Source organism: Streptomyces sp. NPDC088785, assembly GCF_044750685.1.
In the GTDB taxonomy this organism is placed as follows: Bacteria; Actinomycetota; Actinomycetes; order Streptomycetales; family Streptomycetaceae; genus Streptomyces.
The window spans coordinates 25,922-43,294 of record NZ_JBIVKH010000020.1 but is presented as its reverse complement, the minus strand read 5'-3'; the positions used below and the strand labels follow the sequence as shown (position 1 = coordinate 43,294).

General features: G+C 73.6%; 12 protein-coding genes. 5 read left to right on the top strand and 7 right to left on the bottom strand.

Annotation, left to right across the window (positions count from 1 at the left end):
- Window positions 1-17 precede the first annotated feature (17 nt).
- Both ACIP5K_RS33805 and ACIP5K_RS33800 read right to left on the bottom strand, forming a co-directional pair.
- Window positions 18-2,981: a helix-turn-helix transcriptional regulator gene (locus tag ACIP5K_RS33805; protein ID WP_401415888.1), complete on the bottom strand. Its 2,964-nt coding sequence runs from the start codon at window positions 2,979-2,981 to the stop codon at window positions 18-20.
- Between the two features lie 366 nt (window positions 2,982-3,347).
- Window positions 3,348-4,862: an MFS transporter gene (locus ACIP5K_RS33800; RefSeq protein ID WP_401415885.1), complete on the bottom strand. Its 1,515-nt coding sequence runs from the start codon at window positions 4,860-4,862 to the stop codon at window positions 3,348-3,350.
- Window positions 4,863-5,050: 188 nt separating this feature from the next.
- Here ACIP5K_RS33800 and ACIP5K_RS33795 point away from each other — a divergent pair, with 188 nt between their 5' ends.
- Window positions 5,051-5,620 carry a TetR/AcrR family transcriptional regulator gene (locus ACIP5K_RS33795; protein ID WP_401415883.1) on the top strand — a complete coding sequence of 190 codons (570 nt, stop codon included), beginning with the start codon at window positions 5,051-5,053 and terminating at the stop codon, window positions 5,618-5,620.
- On the opposite strand, the gene ACIP5K_RS33790 is transcribed toward ACIP5K_RS33795, so the two are convergent.
- On the bottom strand, window positions 5,617-6,777 hold the full coding sequence (locus tag ACIP5K_RS33790) for a PucR family transcriptional regulator (RefSeq protein ID WP_401415880.1): 1,161 nt from the start codon (window positions 6,775-6,777) through the stop codon (window positions 5,617-5,619). The two genes, ACIP5K_RS33795 and ACIP5K_RS33790, sit on opposite strands and share 4 nt — an antisense overlap.
- 192 nt (window positions 6,778-6,969) lie before the next feature.
- Here ACIP5K_RS33790 and ACIP5K_RS33785 point away from each other — a divergent pair, with 192 nt between their 5' ends.
- Together ACIP5K_RS33785 and pruA are read left to right on the top strand one after the other, a co-directional pair.
- Window positions 6,970-7,896 carry a proline dehydrogenase family protein gene (locus tag ACIP5K_RS33785; protein WP_401415878.1) on the top strand — a complete coding sequence of 309 codons (927 nt, stop codon included), beginning with the start codon at window positions 6,970-6,972 and terminating at the stop codon, window positions 7,894-7,896.
- Between the two features lie 66 nt (window positions 7,897-7,962).
- Window positions 7,963-9,594, top strand: coding sequence for an L-glutamate gamma-semialdehyde dehydrogenase (gene pruA, locus ACIP5K_RS33780; protein WP_401416055.1), 1,632 nt, complete (start codon window positions 7,963-7,965; stop codon window positions 9,592-9,594).
- A gap of 90 nt (window positions 9,595-9,684) precedes the next feature.
- Here the strand turns inward: pruA and ACIP5K_RS33775 are convergent, their stop codons facing one another.
- A complete protein-coding gene (locus ACIP5K_RS33775; RefSeq protein WP_401415875.1) occupies window positions 9,685-10,701 on the bottom strand; it encodes an NADP-dependent oxidoreductase in 1,017 nt (338 codons plus the stop codon).
- Window positions 10,702-11,201: 500 nt separating this feature from the next.
- Complete coding sequence (locus tag ACIP5K_RS33770) at window positions 11,202-12,758, bottom strand: purple acid phosphatase family protein (protein WP_401415873.1); 1,557 nt, start codon at window positions 12,756-12,758, stop codon at window positions 11,202-11,204.
- A gap of 130 nt (window positions 12,759-12,888) precedes the next feature.
- On the opposite strand from ACIP5K_RS33770, the gene ACIP5K_RS33765 reads away from it, so the two are divergent.
- Both ACIP5K_RS33765 and ACIP5K_RS33760 read left to right on the top strand, forming a co-directional pair.
- Entirely contained in the window at window positions 12,889-13,941 is a 1,053-nt protein-coding gene (locus ACIP5K_RS33765; protein ID WP_401415871.1) for a 3-isopropylmalate dehydrogenase, read from the top strand.
- Between the two features lie 256 nt (window positions 13,942-14,197).
- Window positions 14,198-15,286, top strand: coding sequence for a branched-chain amino acid aminotransferase (locus ACIP5K_RS33760; protein ID WP_401415868.1), 1,089 nt, complete (start codon window positions 14,198-14,200; stop codon window positions 15,284-15,286).
- A 57-nt stretch (window positions 15,287-15,343) separates the two neighbouring features.
- On the opposite strand, the gene ACIP5K_RS33755 is transcribed toward ACIP5K_RS33760, so the two are convergent.
- Together ACIP5K_RS33755 and ACIP5K_RS33750 are read right to left on the bottom strand one after the other, a co-directional pair.
- A complete protein-coding gene (locus ACIP5K_RS33755) occupies window positions 15,344-16,507 on the bottom strand; it encodes an FAD-dependent oxidoreductase (RefSeq protein ID WP_401415867.1) in 1,164 nt (387 codons plus the stop codon).
- Window positions 16,508-16,625: 118 nt separating this feature from the next.
- Window positions 16,626-17,321, bottom strand: a complete 696-nt coding sequence (locus tag ACIP5K_RS33750; RefSeq protein ID WP_401415866.1) for a TetR/AcrR family transcriptional regulator — start codon at window positions 17,319-17,321, stop codon at window positions 16,626-16,628.
- Window positions 17,322-17,373 lie beyond the last annotated feature (52 nt).

Below are 17,373 nucleotides of genomic sequence, written 5' to 3'. Positions count from 1 at the left end.
CGCGGGGGGCCCGGCCCTCAGCCGTCCGCGGCCGGCTCCGACTCGATCAGGCCCTCGCGGTAGGCGATGCCGACGGCCTCGGTGCGGCTCGCGGCGCCCAGCTTGGCGAGGATGTGGGAGACGTGGACGCTCGCCGTCTTGCCGCTGATGAACAGCTCCTCGCCGATCTGCCGGTTGGTGCGCCCGCGGCCGAGCAGCCGCAGGACGTCGCTCTCCCGCGCCGTCAGCGCGGCGATCCGGTCCCCGGGATCCGGGTCGGCGAGGGTGAGGCGGCCGTGCCGGACCAGGGCCCGCAGGTCCTCGCGCAGCGGCCCGGCGCCGAGCCGCTCCGCGGTGTCCAGTGCCGCGCGGGCCTGCTCGGCGGCCTCCTCGCGGCGGTCCGCGGTGAGCAGCGCCTGCGCCAACCGCCTGCGGCAGCGGGCCAGTTCGTACGGGTCGCCGTAGCCGAACGCCGTCACGGCGCGCTGCCAGGCGGCGACCTCGGGGCCGGTGACGGCCCGGGTCCGCTCGGCCTCGGCGCGGGCCAGCCAGGCCAGGCCCTCCGGCCCCTGCGGGGTGCCGTCGTCGCCGCGGGCCGCCGTGGTCCTGGCCAGCCCGACCAGCTCCTCGGCGGTGCGCGCCCAGTGCTCCGCGTCCGCCGTGCCGCCCGCCGCCCGGGCCGTCTCCGCCGCGTCCGCGACCGCCGACAGGGCCAGCGCGGCGAGCCGCACCACGACGTCGGGCAGCGCCGTCGCCGAGGCCCCCGCGAGCACGTCGATCGAGGCCCGCAGCTGCCGTACGCAGTCGTCGGCGGCGCCGCGCAGGGCCGCCGCGTCGGTGAGCACGATGCTCGCGACGAGCGTCGCCATCCAGTCGGTCTTCCCGTCGGGCCCGTCGAACAGCGCGCGGGCCGCCGTGACGGCCGCGTCCACCTCGCCGCGCGCCAGGGCGACGTACAGGGCGGGCGCGGTCGTGAACCCGCCCGCCGTCGGCAGCAGTTCCGCGTCGGCGGCCGCCGCCCGCGCGCACTCGTCCCAGCGGCCCAGCGTGTACAGCAGCAGGGATTGCAGATAGCGCAGTTCCAGGGCGTACGGGGAGGAGAGCAGTCCGGCGCGGCGGGCGCGGTCGATGCCGTCGGCGAGCCAGGTCAGGCAGGCGTCCATGTCGCCGGACTCGTAGCAGCCGAGGGCGAGGCTGTAGAGGGCCCGCATCTCCACCGGCAGGTTCCCGGCGGCGCGGGCCAGGTCGCGGGCGTGCGTCAGCCGTTCCCGGCCGGCTCCGGTGCGCCGGTTGTCGGGGGAGAGGCCGACCAGCGAGACGATCAGGTCGGCCCGGGCGTCGGTCAGCCCCAGGTCCTCGGCGACGGCGAGCGCGTGCCGTGCGACCCGCTCGGCGTCCTCGTCGCGGTGCACCTGCCGCGCCGCCAGGACGTGGGTGGCGGCCGCCCACACCCACGTACGGGACGGGGGTTCGGCCGGGATCAGGGCCAGCGCCTCGCTGCTGTAGGTGAACGCGGCTTCGAGGTGGTCGATGCGGATCAGGTTGCCCGCCAGCGTGTAGCGGATCCGCGCCGCGAGTTCGGAGTCGGTGTCCGGGCCGGCCTGGGCGAGGGCGAAGCGGGTGAGCTGGACCGCGCGGTGCGGGTCGCCGGCGTGGGCGGCGGCGGCCGAGGCGCGCACGGTGAGCGCCACCGGGTCGGTGTCGGCGGGGCGGGCGGCGGCGTCCACGGCGGCCCACAGGTCGAGGGCGCTCTCCACGTGGCGCAGCTCCTCGGCGGGCGCGCCGACCCGCTGGGCGTGCTCGGCGGCTTCGAGGGAGGCGGTCAGCGCGTCGGCCAGGTCGTGGCTCTCGCGGGAGTGGTGGGCGCGCTCGGCCGCGCTGTGGGGCGGGTGGCCCGGGCGGCCGAGCAGCTGCGCGAACAGGCCGTGCAGCCGGACCCGCTCGCCGGGCAGCAGGTCCGCGTAGACCGCCTCGCGGGTGAGGGCGTGCCGGAACGAGTATGTGCCGTCGTCGCCCGGCAGCAGCAGCTGGTGCCCGACGGCCTCGCGCAGCGCCGACTCCAGCTCCTCCCAGGGGAGTTGCACGGCGTCGCGCAGCAGCTCGTGCCCGACCTTGCGGCCCGCGACGGCCGCCGTGCGCAGGACGTGCTGGGCGGTGTCGGTGAGCTGTTCGATACGGATGAGCAGTACGTCGCCGAGTCCGCCGAGGCCCTCGTCGCCGGGCAGCGCCGCCAGCAACTCCTCGGCGTAGAAGGCGTTTCCCTCCGCGCGGTCGACGATGCGGCGGACCGTGCTGTCGTCGACCGGAGCGGTACCGAGGGCGCGCACCAGCCGGGCGACGTCCGCGTCGGCCAGCGGACGCAGGTCGAGGCGGTCGACGGCGGGCAGCCGGACCAGTTCGGCGAGCAGCGGGCGCAGGGGGTGACGGCGGTGCAGGTCGTCGCTGCGGTACGAGGCGAAGACCGCGAGGCGGCGGGGCGGGCCGCCGGGGCCCGGGCGCTGGAGGACTCCCCGGCTGAGCAGGAAGCGGAGCAGGTCGCGCGAGGACTGGTCGGCCCAGTGCAGGTCCTCCAGGACGAGGAGCAGCGGGGTCAGGTCGGCGAGGTCGGCGAGGAGGCCCGCGATGCCCTCGAAGAGCTGGAGGCGGGCGCCGGAGTCGGGTGCGGTGCCGCGGGCCGGGCCGATCAGGCGGTCCACCGCGGGGTGCGCCGCGAACGCCGGGGCGAGCCGTTCGTCGGCCGCCGCCGCGCCGAGGATCTCGGTGAACGGCAGGTAGGGCAGGCCCACGTCCCCGAGGTCCACGCAGTGGCCAGTCAGCACGGTGGTGCCGGTGGCGGCGGCGTGGGCGGCGGCCTCCGTCAGGACGCGGGTCTTGCCGACGCCCGCGTCTCCGGCGAGCAGGATGGCGCGGGGGTCGCCGGTCGCGGTGTGCTTCAGCACGGTGGTGAGCCGGGCGAGTTCGTCGTCGCGGCCGATGAACGGCGTACCGAAAGTCTGTGCCACGCGCTTATCCTGACACGCGCGTTTCCGTCCCGATCGGCCGTGTGGCTCCGGGCGCGGTCCGGTGACCGCGTCTTGCGCGGTTCCCCGCGCCCCTGGGTCCGCCTTTCACGCGCGCCACCGTGGTGGCTGGTCGCGCAGTTCCCCGCGCCCCTGAGATGCGCACTGCGTGCGCCATCTCATCCCCGCCTCCCATGAGATGCGCACGAGGCACGGCCTCAAGCAGCCCCAGGGAGAGGCGCGCGGAGCGCTGCCTCAGGGGCGCGGGGAACTGCGCGAGAAGCGGCCACCGGGCCGCGGATGGGGAACTACTCAGGGGCGCGGGGAACTGCGCGAGAAGTGGTCGCCGGGCCGCGGATGGTGGACTGTTCAGGGGCGCGGGGAACCGCTCGTGCGGAGGGTGCGGGGCGACAGGAGGGCCGCGATCAGGAGCACCGCGATCCCGGCGAACGCCGCCACGTGCATCCCCCCGGTGAACGCCTCCCGCGCGGCGACGAGCAGCGACTCGCCCGACCCGCGCGGCAGCTGCCGGGCGACGGCGAGCGCCCCGCCCAGCGTCTCCCGGGCCCCGTCCGGCGCCCCGGCCAGATCGTGCCGGTAGACACCGGTGCCGATCGAACCCAGAACGGCCATGCCGAGCGCACCGCCGAACTCCTGCCCGGTCTCCAGCAGGGAGGAGGCCACCCCCGCCTTCTCGGCCGGGGCCGCGCCGAGCGCCAGGTCGGTCAGCTGGGAGCCGACGACGACCGCGCCGCAGGCCAGGACCCCGGCCCCGGCGAGGACGGTCCCCAGCGAGTCGGTGCCGGTGAGGGCCAGCAGCCCGTAGCCGCAGGCGCTGGTCAGGAAGCCGAGCGCCACGACGGTGGAGCGGTGCACCCCGCGCTGGACGAGCACGGTGGCGACCGGCGCCGCGCAGCCGATCAGGACGCTGGGCAGCAGCGCCCACAGGGCCGCCTCCAGCGCGCTCTTGCCGAGGACCGCCTGGAGGTACTGGGTGGTGAAGTACGCCGAACCGAGCATCGCGAACGCCGAGATCAGATTGAGCAGCACGGCCGGGCCGAAGCCGCGGTGCCGGAACAGGGCGGGCGGTATCAGCGGCGACGCGGACCGGCGCTGGCGGCGGACGAAGAGGAGCGAGAAGAGCAGGCCGACGGCGACCGAGGCGACGTAGCGCGGCGCGAAGCCCTCGGAGGGGATCTCCTTGACGCCGTAGACGAGGGGGAGCACCGCGGCCATCGACAGCGGAACGCTCACCAGGTCGAAGCGGCCGGGCCGCGGATCCTTGAACTCGGGGAGCAGCAGCGGCGCCAGGACGAGCAGCAGCACCATCGCGGGCAGGTTCACCAGGAACACCGACCCCCACCAGAAGTGCTCGACGAGGATGCCGCTCATCACCGAGCCGAGGGCGATGCCGCCGGTCATGACGCCCGACCAGATGCCGATGGCCTTCGCCCGCTGGCCGGCGTCGCGGAACATGTTGCGCACCAGCGCCATCGTGGACGGCATCAGGGTGGCGCCGCCGACGCCGAGTACGGCGCGGGCGGCGATGAGCATCTCCGCGCTGGTCGCGTAGGCCGCGCAGACGGAGGCGGCGCCGAAGGCGACCGCGCCGGCCAGCAGGAGCCTGCGGCGCCCGATGCGGTCGCCGAGCGAGCCCATCGTCATCAGCAGGCCGGCGAGCACGAACGCGTAGATGTCGAAGATCCACAGCTGCTGGGTGCCGGTCGGCGCCAGGTCCGCGCTGATCTGGGGGATCGCGAAGTAGAGGACCGAGACGTCCATGGAGACCAGGAGCAGCGGCAGCATCAGGACGACCAGGGCGGTCCATTCCTTGCGCCCCGCACGGGAGTCGGGGGCCGTGGCGGTGCTTGTCGGGTGCGTCATGAGCAGGACTGTACGGGCGTATTATACGACTGTCTAGTACGTGCGTATAGGACGAGCGTATGAAACAGAGGTCTGGGACAGGGGTCTGGGGCAGGGGTCTGGGGCAGGGGTCTGGGACAGGTGTCTGGGACGGGCGTATGGGACGGGTGTATGGGACGGGCGTATGAGCCCGGGATACGGTGCACGGCATGGGACATCGCGAAGATCTGCTGGAAGGCGCCAAGCGCTGCCTGCTGGAGAAGGGGTTCGCGCGGACCACCGCGCGCGACATCGTCCGGGAGTCGGGGGCGAACCTGGCGTCCATCGGCTACCACTACGGATCGAAGGACGCGCTGCTCGCGCAGGCGTACGTGGCGCTCGCCGAGGGCGTCTCCGACGCGTGGGGCGAGCCGGGCGAACTGCCGGGCGCGAACGGGTCGCTGGAGCGGATCAGGGCCGTCGTCGCAGGCGTCACGGAGAGCCTCGGCCGGCCGGGCTCCCTCTGGCACCTGAGCATGGAGCTGATCGTCATGGGCGACAAGATGCCGGCGCTGCGCGAGCAGATGTCGGCCGCCCAGCGCGAGGCGGGGCGCGGCTTCATCGGCATGGTCATGGGGGAGGAGCCGCCCGCCGACGACCCGAGCGTGGACACCCTCGGCAAGTTCTTCTCGGTGCTCGTCATCGGGCTCGTCGCCCAGCACACCTTCGACCCGGGATTCTCCCCGAGCGCCGAGGAACTCACCGAGGGTCTGCGCCAGTTGATGGAGGCCGCCCGCTAGAGGCCCGCCGCCTTCAGCCCCATGTGCAGCAGCAGCCGGTCCTCGCCCTCGTCGAGGTCCAGGCCGGTGAGCTGCTCGACGCGGGACAGGCGGTAGTAGAGGGTCTGGCGGTGGATGCCGAGCACCGCCGCCGCGCGGCCCGCCTGGCCCGCGCAGTCGAGGAACACCTCGGCGGTGTGCGCCAGTTGGCGGTGGGCGGGGGAGAGCAGCGCGGTCAGCGTCGGGTCGTGCGCCGCGTCGGCGGGCAGGGCCGTCAGCAGGCGGTAGGGGCCGATCGACGACCACTGGGCGTCGGGGCCGAGCCGCGGGTTGGCCAGTGCGGTGCGGGCCGCCGCCTGCGCCTCCTGCCAGGCCGCCGCGAGCTCGGCCAGGTCGGCGCGGGGGGCGCCGATGCCGGCCGCGACCGGCCCCGGGCCCGCCCGCGCCCGCAGCCGCTCCGCCGCCGAGAGCGCGGGGTCCAGCACCTCCGACGAGCGCAGCCGCACCAGCAGCGCCAGGCACTGGCCCGTGACGCCCCAGGGGACGGTGCACAGCGCGTCCGCCGCCGGCAGGGTGCGCACCGACGGCGCGTCGTCCGGGTCGGCCGACGGCCACGGCGCCACGCAGACCACCGCGTGCAGCCCCTCGGCCCGCGTCCCCAGCGCGGTGCGCAGCGCGGCCACCGCCATGTCCCGCTGCCAGCCGCGCTCGGCGGTCAGCACCGAGTGGAACTCGCGGGTCAGATCGGCGCCCGCCTGCGCCTCGTCCGCCAGCTGCGCGCCGATCCGGGCCGCGACCTCCATCGCCGCGTCCAGCTGCTCCCGCGCGGGCCCCGGCTCGTCGTCCAGCAGCCATACGTAACCGAGCACGAACCCCCGGTGGCGGACGGGCAGGCAGATGCGGCCGCGGTGGACGCCCGCCTCCGGGGTGGCCGGGATGCGCACCGGCCCGGTGGCGCGGGCGATGCCGAACCCCTCGAACCAGGCGCGGACCGCGGGCGTGGAGCCGCGGGTGAGGATCGAGCGGGTGCGGACCGGGTCCAGGGCCGCCTCGTCGTACTCGTCGGCGCTCACCTGCTGGCCGAACGCGATCAGCCGGAAATCGCGGTTCTCCAGCGTCGCGGGGGCGCCGAGCAGCGCCGAGATCTCGTCGACCAGTTCCTGGTAATCGCCCTTCACCCGCCCATTCTCCCCCACCGCGGACGATCCTTCATACAGATGTCTGAGGTGGCGGCCACAGATGCGTGACAGCTGTCAATGGCACAGGATCGGAGGGATCCTTAGATTTCACGGTGGTTCCACGTGCCGTTCCCGCTTTTCCTGCTTTCGGCGGGTTCGGCCGTCCGCTCTCATGCTCCATGGAGGTGCCCCGTGCTGGCTCCCCTGATCCTCGCCGCGTCGCGCAGCGACAAGATGCGCGCCTTCGTGTCGGCGGCGCCGGGCACGAAGCAGGTCGTCGACCGCTTCATCGCGGGCGAGACCGTCGACGACGTGATCCCGGTGGTGTCGGACGCCGCCGCGAAGGGCCTGGAGGTCACCCTCGACGTCGTCGGTGAGGACATCACGACCGTCGAGCAGTCGCACGCCGCCCGCGACGCCTACCTGGAGCTGGTCGCGCGTCTCGAGGCCCTCGGCCTCGGCGCGAAGGCCGAGATGTCGGTGAAGCTGTCGATGTTCGGACAGGCGCTGGAGGGCGGCCACGAGCTGGCCCTCGCCAACGTGCGCCCGGTCGTCGAGGCCGCCGCCGCCATCGGCACCACCGTCACCCTCGACGCCGAGGACCACACCACCCTCGACTCGATGTTCGCCATCCACGAGGAGCTGCGGAAGGACTTCCCGCAGACCGGCTGCGTCATCCAGTCCTACCTCTTCCGCACCGAGGACGACGCCCGCCGCCTGGCCGCCGCCGGCAGCCGGGTGCGCGTCGTCAAGGGCGCCTACAAGGAGCCCGCCGAGGTCGCCTTCCAGGACAGGGCCGAGATCGACAAGGCGTACGTGCGTATCGTCCGCATCCTCATGGAGGGCGACGGATACCCGATGATCGGGTCCCACGACCCGCGCCTGATCTCCATCGCGCAGGAGCTGGCCCGCAAGGCCGGGCGCAAGCTGGACGAGTACGAGTTCCAGATGCTCTACGGGATCCGCAGCGAGGAGCACCTGCGCCTCGCCGCCGAGGGCCACCGGATGCGTGTCTACACCGCGTACGGCACCGACTGGTACGGATACTTCATGCGCCGCCTCGCGGAGAAGCCGGCCAACCTGCTGTTCTTCGGCCGCTCGATCCTCACCAAGGGCTGAGCCCACCGCTTCCGTAAGACAGTCCCCAACTCCCCCGACCCCCGAAGGAGATACGGACCCATGACGCTGGACGCCGTGACCCAGGTCCCCGCCCCGGTCAACGAGCCGGTGCACGGCTACGCCCCCGGCAGCCCGGAGCGCGCCCGCCTGGAGGCCAAGCTCAAGGAGCTGGCCGAGAACCCGATCGACCTGCCCTGCACCATCGGCGGCGAGCGGCGGATGGGTGGCGGCGAGCGCTTCGACGTCGTGCAGCCGCACAACCACAAGGCCGTCATCGGCACGTACGCCAACGCCACCACCCAGGACGCCCAGGACGCGGTCGACGCCGCCCTGGCCGCCGCCCCGGCCTGGCGCGCGATGGCCTTCGACGACCGCGCCGCGATCATCCTGCGCGCCGCCGAGCTGCTCTCCACGACGTGGCGCGAGACGCTGGCCGCCTCCACCATGCTCGGCCAGTCGAAGACCGCCCAGCAGGCCGAGATCGACACCCCCTGCGAGCTCGTCGACTTCTGGCGCTTCAACGTCCACTACGCCCGCCAGATCCTCGCCGAGCAGCCCCCGGCGAACTCCACCGGCGTGTGGAACCGCATGGACCACCGCCCGCTGGAGGGCTTCGTCTACGCGATCACGCCGTTCAACTTCACGGCCATCGCGGGCAACCTCCCCACCGCCCCCGCCCTCATGGGCAACGTGGTGGTCTGGAAGCCGTCCCCGACGCAGACCCACGCCGCTGTCCTGCTGCTCCAGCTCCTGGAGGAGGCCGGACTGCCCAAGGGCGTCATCAACCTGGTGACCGGCGACGGCCTCGCCGTCTCCGACGTGGCCCTGAACCACCGCGACCTCGCGGGCATCCACTTCACCGGTTCGACCAAGACCTTCCAGCACCTGTGGAAGACGGTCGGCACCAACATCGAGAAGTACCGCACCTACCCCCGCCTCGTCGGCGAGACCGGCGGCAAGGACTTCGTCGTCGCCCACCCGAGCGCCGACCGCGCCATCCTCAAGACGGCCCTGACCCGCGGCTCCTTCGAGTACCAGGGCCAGAAGTGCTCCGCGTCCTCGCGCGCCTACATCCCGGCGTCCATCTGGAACGACGGGTTCAAGGAGGAGTTCGCGGCCGAGGTCGACGGCATCACCATGGGTGACGTCACCGACCTGTCGCACTTCATCGGCGCCCTCATCGACGACCGCTCGTTCGCCAAGAACAAGGCCGCGATCGACCGCGCCAAGGCCGACGACTCCTGCACCGTCGTCGCCGGCGGCACCTACGACGACTCGGTCGGCTACTTCGTGCGCCCGACCGTCATCGAGTGCACCGACCCGGCCAACGAGGTCTTCACCACCGAGTACTTCGGCCCGATCCTCGCCGTCCACGTCTACGAGGACGACCAGTACGACGCCGTCCTGGAGCAGATGGAGTCGGTCTCCGACTACGCGCTCACCGGCTCGGTCATCGCCAACGACCGCGCCGCCGCCGCGGCCACGATGGAGAAGCTGCGCTACGCCGCCGGCAACTTCTACATCAACGACAAGTCGACCGGCGCCGTCGTCGGCCAGCAGCCGTTCGGCGGCGGCCGCGCCTCCGGTACGAACGACAAGGCCGGGGCGCCGCAGAACCTGATGCGCTGGACGCTGACCCGCGCCATCAAGGAGACGCTGGTCCCGCCGACGGACTACACGTACCCGCACATGGGCTGACCCCGCCCCACGAACCCCCGTCCCCCCGACCCGGCCCCCCTCCGGCCGGGGGGACGGGTTTTTTCCGTGTCCGCCGGGCCGCCACCCGCCTCAGACCGGCTTCTCCAGCCCCTCCAGTCCCTCCAGTCCCTCCAGTCCCGTCGGCTCCGCCGCGTCCGCCGCCCCGTCCGTCTCATCCGCCCCGTTGACGAGCGTCAGCACGATCCTGCCCCGGGTGCGCCCGGCCGCCCCCAGCTCATGGGCCTTGCCCGCGTCCGCCAGCGGCAGCCGCGCCGAGACGTGCGCCCGCACCCGCCCGGCGGCCATCAGCGCGGCCACCTTCCCCAGCGTCGCCCCCGACGGGCGCACCGCGACCGGGGCGAACTCCACCCCGCGCGCCAGCGCGTCCTGCGCGCTCACCCCCGGGTCGGCGAGCACCACCGAGGTGAGCAGCCCGCCGGGCCGCAGGGTCGCCAGGGTGCGCGGCCCGTACGCGCCGCCGATCAGGTCGAGGGCCACATCGACGTCACGCACCGAACGGGCGAAGTCCGTCGTCGTGTAGTCCAGCGGCTCGTCGACCCCGAGCCCGCGCAGGAACGCGTGCTTGTCGGCGCGGGCCGTCCCGATCACGTACGCGCCCTCCGCCTTGGCGATCTGCACCGCGATGTGCCCGACCCCGCCCGCCGCCGCGTGCACCAGCACCCGGCGGCCCGGCCCCATGCGCCCGGTGTCGACCAGCGCCTGCCAGGCGGTGAGCGCGGCGGCCGGGACCGCGGCGGCGTGGACGTGGTCGACCGTCGCCGGCTTCGGGGCGAGGTGGTCGGCGCGGGCGACGACACAGTCGGCGTAGGCCCCGCCCGGGATCATGCCGAACACCTCGTCGCCCGGCCGCAGCCCGGTCACGTCCGCGCCGACCTCCTCCACCACCCCGGACAGGTCCCGGCCGAGGGTGAACGGCGGGTCGCCGAAGAGCGGTGACTCCCCGCTGCGGGCCATCCGGTCCACCGGGGCCACCCCGGCCGCGTGCACCCGGACCCGCACCTCTCCCGCGCCCGGCACGGGCCGTTCCACCTCGACCAGCTCCAGCACGTCGGGTCCGCCGAGCCGCCGCTGAGTGATCACACGCATGGTGGGACTCCTCCCCAGGGGTCCGGCCGGGCCACCCTGGCCCGGCCGGTTCTGGGTCCATCGTGGGGCGCGGCCGCCCGCCGCGCCATGGTGCTCGGCCCCGGCCCCCGGCGGCGTGAACTCCGTCTCAGATAGTAGGAAGTCCGAGTAATTGTGGAGACAGAAGCAGAGACCTGCCCTAGCTTTGTAGGAGCCGAACGAATCGCCCGATCCGGCGAAGGGCGGATGAGAGCCGAGCACGCGGCAGGCAACCCCTGTAGCTCTGGCTCCCCGCCCCTTCCGGCACCTCGAAATCCCCGTGGGTCAGCGTTCCCCGCGCGACCTCATGCGATCTCAAGGAGTCGATCACCATGGCCACAGCGACGTCCGCACGCCGCCGAGTCCGCCACGTCTCTCCCTCCTCCGAAGCCGACCGCAGGGCGGCGAAGAGTGCCGCCGCGGCCCTCCAACGCTCCTTCGACCGCCGGGACAACGGCGGGGAGACCGGTCACTGAGACCGGTCAGACTCCCCGCCGCACCTCGAAGTGGTCGACGCGCCGGCCGTCATGGGCCAGCGCCGACACCGTCAGGCGCGGGTGCGCTCCGGCTTCCGCCTCCACCCTGAGCAGCGAGAATCCGCGATAGCGCACCCGTGACCACTCCACGGTCTCGTTCCTGGCCCGCCCCGACCTCGTCGCCCAGACGAAGCTGTCGACGGGCCGGTGCGCCCGCTCGTGCCCCTCGTAGGTCTCCTCGCTGCCGGGCCGGAAGCCGTACAGATCACGGCCGCCGCCGCCCGCGGTGACGTAGACGATGCCGTCCCGGACGGGGTCGGCCGTGCCTCCGATCGGAACGGCCCGGCCGACGGCCCCGCCGCGCAGCGCGTCGGTGCGCTCGTAGACGTGGTTGTGCCCGTTGATCACCAGGTCCACCCGGTGGGCGTCGAACAGGGGCAGCCACTCCTTGCGCACCCCGCCGTCGGAGGCGTGCGCGGACGTCGAGTAGGCGCAGTGGTGGAAGAACACGACGACGAAGTCGATGCCGTCCGCGGCCCGCAGCTCCTTCAGCGTGCGCTCCAGCCACGCCGTCTGCCGGCCGCCGGTGTGCCCCAGGTTCGCGGTGATCTCGTAGCTGACGTCGTTCGCGTCCAGCGCGACCACCCCCACGTTGCCGTACCGGAACGTGTACGCGCCCGGTGTCGAGCGGGCGTCGAAGCCGCTGTCCGGCAGCGACCAGCGGGCCAGCTGCCCGCCGTAGCCCTCGGGGGAGTACCAGGCCTCCATGTCGTGGTTGCCGGTCGTCACCATCCAGGGCACGGTCCGGGCGACCGGCTCGTTCTGCTTCAGGAACAGGTCCCAGAACCCGGGGTCGTAGCCGTCCGTCCGCTTGCCGTGCCCGGTGCCGTCCGCGTAGCAGAGGTCGCCCGCGTGCAGGTGGAAGGCCGGGTCCTGCCGGAGCATCAGACGGTCGCCCGCCGCCGCCGTGTCGCCGACCCCCTGGTCGCCGAAGGCGGTGAAGGTGAAGGAGGCGGGCGCCACCGGGGCGGTGCGCAGGCGGGCGACCGTCGAGCGGTGCGCGGCGGCCGCCGGGTCGAAGCCGTCGTGGCCGACGCCGTAGTAGTACGTCGTGCCCGGGGTCAGCCGGTCCAGCGCCGCGTGCACGTAGAACTGGTCGAGCGCCGGGCGGACCCCGGTGACGCCCGGGGTGTGCAGGTGGCGGATCTCCGCCGCGACCTTCGGGCCCAGGTCGTCGGGGCGCAGCCCGACGCGCACGTACGGGCCGCGCACGGCGCCCGGCACCTGCCAGGAGATCCGCAGCTGGGTGCGCGGGTCCGCGCCGAAGGCGAGATGGCGGCCGAAGGGCGGCAGCGCCGCGCCCCGGGACGCCGACGCCGAGGGCCCCGGGGCCCCGGCCGCCGGGCGGCCGTCCGCGCAGCCGGTGAGCAGGCCGCTCGCCACGGCGCCCGCCGTCACCAGCGCCCGCCGCCTGCCGAACCGCGTCCGCAGGTACTCGTACTGCTCCGGCATGCTCATCCGCCGCGCGAGCCGCGGCGGGATACCGACGTCGGGGGTCTCCATACGGGTCAATTTCCCAGCGGACCCCGACCGGTCGCGCACCGGGGGGTGAACACTCGGCGTCCACCCGGCGGCCTGTCCGGATGATGGACAGCGCGTGTCATCCCCTGGGACAGGGAGTACGGTGCTGGCCATGTCGGAAAGCTCTCGCATCCTGAATCTCGCAGTGATCCCCGGTGACGGCATCGGCCAGGAGGTCGTGGCCCAGGGGCTCAAGGTCCTCTCCGCCGTCCTTCCCCAGGATGTGAAGCTGGAGACCGAGGAGTACGACTTCGGCGCCCAGCGCTACCGCGCGACCGGTGAGACGCTCACCGACGCCGATCTCGACTCCCTCAAGAAGCACGACGCCATCCTGCTCGGCGCCATCGGCGACCCGTCGGTCCCGTCCGGCGTGCTGGAGCGCGGCTTCCTGCTCAAGCTCCGCTTCGCCTTCGACCACCACGTGAACCTGCGTCCCTCGAAGCTGCTCCCCGGCGTCGCCACCCCGCTCGCCGGCCAGCCCGAGATCGACTTCGTCGTCGTCCGCGAGGGCACCGAGGGCCCCTACACGGGCAACGGCGGGGTGATCCGCAAGGGCACCGCGCACGAGGTCGCCACCGAGGTCTCCGTCAACACCGCGTTCGGCGTGGAGCGGGTGGTGCGCGACGCGTTCGCCCGCGCCCAGGCCCGCCCCCGCAAGAAGCTCACGCTGGTCCACAAGAACAACGTGCTGACCTTCGCCGGGCACCTGTGGACGAACGTCTTCAACAAGGTGGCCGAGGAGTTCCCCGAGGTCACCACCGACTACATCCACGTCGACGCCGCGACCATCTACCTGGTCACCGACCCGGCCCGGTTCGACGTCATCGTCACCGACAACCTGTTCGGCGACATCATCACCGACCTCGCCGCGGCCGTCTCCGGCGGCATCGGCGTCGCGGCCTCCGGGAACATCAACCCGGGCCGCGAGTTCCCGTCGATGTTCGAGCCCGTCCACGGCTCGGCGCCGGACATCGCCGGTCAGGGCAAGGCCGACCCGACCGCCACGGTCCTCTCGGTCGCCCTCCTGCTGCGCCACCTCGGCCACGAGTCCGAGGCCGAGCGCATCGAGACCGCCGTCTCCGCCGACCTCGGCGAGCGCGGCGACGCCGTCCGCTCGACCGACGAGATCGGTGACGCGCTCGTCGCCCGAGTAGTGGCCGGCTGACCCGGCGCGCATTCAGCAACAGAAGCCGCCGGGTCGCCCACCAGCGCCCGGCGGCTTCTCCTGTGCGGCCCCGGGTGCCACCATCGACCCCGGGCCGCATCACCCTCCGCACCCGCACGGCACGTTTCGAGCACCCCTCCCCGCGCGCGATAATCGAACGCGGGGCCGCGATCCACGCAAAAGCTCGGACGTCCTAGTACAAGGAGTGCGGACGTGAGCGCGGTCCGTCACAACCAACGGTGAAGGACACGCAACCATGACGACGCCCACGATCGAGCTCAAGCCCTCTTCGACCCCGCTGTCCGCCGCGGAGCGCGAGGCGATCCTGGAGAGCCCCGGATTCGGCCGGCACTTCACCGACCACATGGTGACGATCCGGTGGACCGAGGGCCGCGGCTGGCACGACGGACAGCTCGTGCCGTACGGCCCGCTCTCCATCGACCCGGCGACGAACGTCCTGCACTACGCGCAGGAGATCTTCGAGGGCCTCAAGGCCTACCGGCAGCCCGACGGCTCCGTCGCCACCTTCCGCCCCGACATGAACGCCAAGCGCTTCCAGCACTCCGCCTGGCGCCTGGGCATGCCCGAGCTGCCCGTCGAGACGTTCGTCGAGGCGTGCGACCTCCTCGTCCAGCAGGACAAGGACTGGGTCCCGGCGCACGGCGGCGAGGAGTCCCTCTACCTGCGCCCGTTCATGATCGCGACCGAGGTCGGCCTCGGCGTGAAGCCGGCCTCCGAGTATCTGTTCATCGTCATCGCCTCGCCCGCCGGCGCGTACTTCTCCGGCGGCGTGAAGCCCGTCTCCATCTGGCTCTCCGAGGACCGCGTGCGCGCCGTCCCCGGCGGCGTCGGCGACGCCAAGACCGGCGGCAACTACGCGGCCTCGCTGCTCGCGCAGGCCGAGGCCGCCGCCAAGGGCTGCGACCAGGTCGCCTACCTCGACGCCGTCGAGCACAAGTGGGTCGAGGAGCTGGGCGGCATGAACCTGTACTTCGTGTACGGCGACCGGATCGTCACGCCGACCCTCACCGGCTCGCTCCTCGCGGGCGTCACCCGGGACTCGCTCCTCCAGGTCGCCCGCGACCTCGGCTACTCCTCGCAGGAGGACCGCGTCTCCATCGAGCAGTGGCAGGCCGACTCCGCGTCCGGCGAGCTGACCGAGGTCTTCGCCTGCGGCACGGCCGCCGTCATCACGCCCGTCGGCCACGTCAAGCGCGCGGGCGCCGAGTGGCAGCAGTCCGGTGGCGAGGCCGGCGAGGTCACGATGAAGCTGCGCGACACCCTGCTGGACATCCAGCGCGGCAAGCGGGCCGACACGCACGGCTGGATGCACCGCCTGGGCTGAGCACCGACGGCGACGGCCCCCCTACCGCGAACCGCGGTAGGGGGGCCGTCGCCGTCGTCAGCCCTGCTCCGGGCCCGCCCCGTCGAAGAGGGCGAGCAGGTTCCGCTGCGCGTCCGGGCCGAACATCATGGCGAGGTTGGCCGCGGACTCGGCCGCCGTGCGGTGGCTGCGCGGGAAGAGCTCCTTCTCGTACGCGGCCAGCGCGGCCTCCGGGTCGGCCGGGTGCTCGACGATCGCGCGGGCCAGCTCGGCGCCGTCGAACAGGGCGAGGTTCGCGCCCTCCCCGGCGAACGGCGACATCAGGTGCGCCGCGTCGCCGAGCAGCGTGACCCCGGGTACCCACTCCCAGGTGAGATCGGCCGGCAGGGCGTGGATCGGGCGCGGCACCAGGGCGCCGTCGGCCTCCGCGACCAGGGCGCGCAGCCGGTCGTCCCAGCCCTCGAACCGGGCGAGCACCGCGGCGCGGGCGGCCCGCGGGTCCGTGAAGTCGATCGTGCCGAGCCACTCCTCGGGTGCCCGCACGGCGACGTAGGTGTGCACCCGGTCGTCGCTCTCCCGGTGCGTGAGCAGGGCGCGCCCGTCCCCGAGGGCGAAGGCGCTGCCGCCGCCGTTGAACGCGGCGATCTCCGCGTGCCGCGGGTTGCCCGGCAGCACGTCGGCCTCCACGAAGGAGATACCGGTGTACGCGGGCACGGCGTCGGTCAGCAGCGGACGGATCCGGGACCAGGCGCCGTCGGCGCCGACCAGCAGGTCCGTGGTGAGGCGGCGGCCGTCGGCGAGGGTGACCAGATGGCGGCCCGGGACCTCGGCGGGCCCGGCGCCGGTGACCTTCGCGCCCCAGCGGACGGTGCCGTCGGGCAGCGAGTCGAGCAGCAGGCGGCGCAGGTCGGCGCGGTTGATCTCGGGGCGGCCGCCGTCGCCGGTGTCCGGCTCGTGGCGGACCAGGGTGCCGTCCGGGGCGATGACCCGGGTCTCCTCGCCGCCGGACAGCACGAGTGCGCGGAACGCGTCGTACAGCCCGGCCGCGCGCAGCGCCGCCTGCGCGGTCTCCTCGTGCAGGTCGAGCATGCCGCCCTGGGCGCGTGCGTCGGCCGAGGCGTCCAGGTCGAGGAGGACGCAGTCGACGCCGTGCACGTGCAGGACCCGGGCGAGCATGAGGCCGCCGAGTCCGGCGCCGACGACGACGACCGGATGGTGCGGAAGGGTGGGCGTGGCGTTCATGGCGGCCTCCTTGGGTGCGGTGGGGGAGCGGTCCGTTCCTTTCGACAGTAACGAACATGTTCGTAACGAACAAGTTCGTGATGGGGTGTGCGGAGCCGAGGAGTGGCATCGGTGCAGGTCAGGAGGGATGGTACGGGGGTTCGGGGGCGGTCTCGATGCCCGCGATCAGGGTGGCGACCCCCCAGGCGAGCCGCCCCGGGGCGCCCGCGACGAGCACTCCGGCGAGCCGGGCGATCTCCGGGTGCCGGGCGGGGGACGCCTCGTCGATCGCGGTGAACGCGGCCTCCATCGTGTCCGTGCCGTCCTCGCCCGCGTGCTCGGCGGCCGTCGCGGTGACGTGCTGGAGGAGCAGGTCCACGCCCCAGGCGGCGCGGGCGTCGGACACCCCGCCCTCGCGCAGCAGCGCGAGCACCGCCTCCACCAGGTCCAGGTAGTGCTCGCCCGAGGGGTGCACGGTCAGCGCCGAACGGGCCAGCGACGGATGGCGGAACAGCATGTCGCGGTACGAGGTGAGCAGCCGGGTCAGCCGCTCGCGCCAGTCGCCCCCGGTGTCGCGGGCCGGGGCGAGGTCCACCTCGGCGAGGAGCGCGTCGAGCACGGCGGCGTGCAGCTCGTCGGTGTTGCGGACGTAGACGTACAGCGAGGCGGGCCCGGTGTCGAGTTCGGCGGCGAGCCGCCGCATCGTCACCTTGCCCAGACCCTCGGCGCGCAGGACGCGCACGGCGGCGGCGACGATGCCGCTCCTGCTCAGGGCGGGCTTGGCGGGCCGCTCGCGGCGGCTGCGCGGGGTGCTGGTCCGGTCGGTGCTGGTCACGCAGCCACGGTAGCCGCGCGCCCGGCCCGGGTCAGCCGGCGCCCCACGGCCC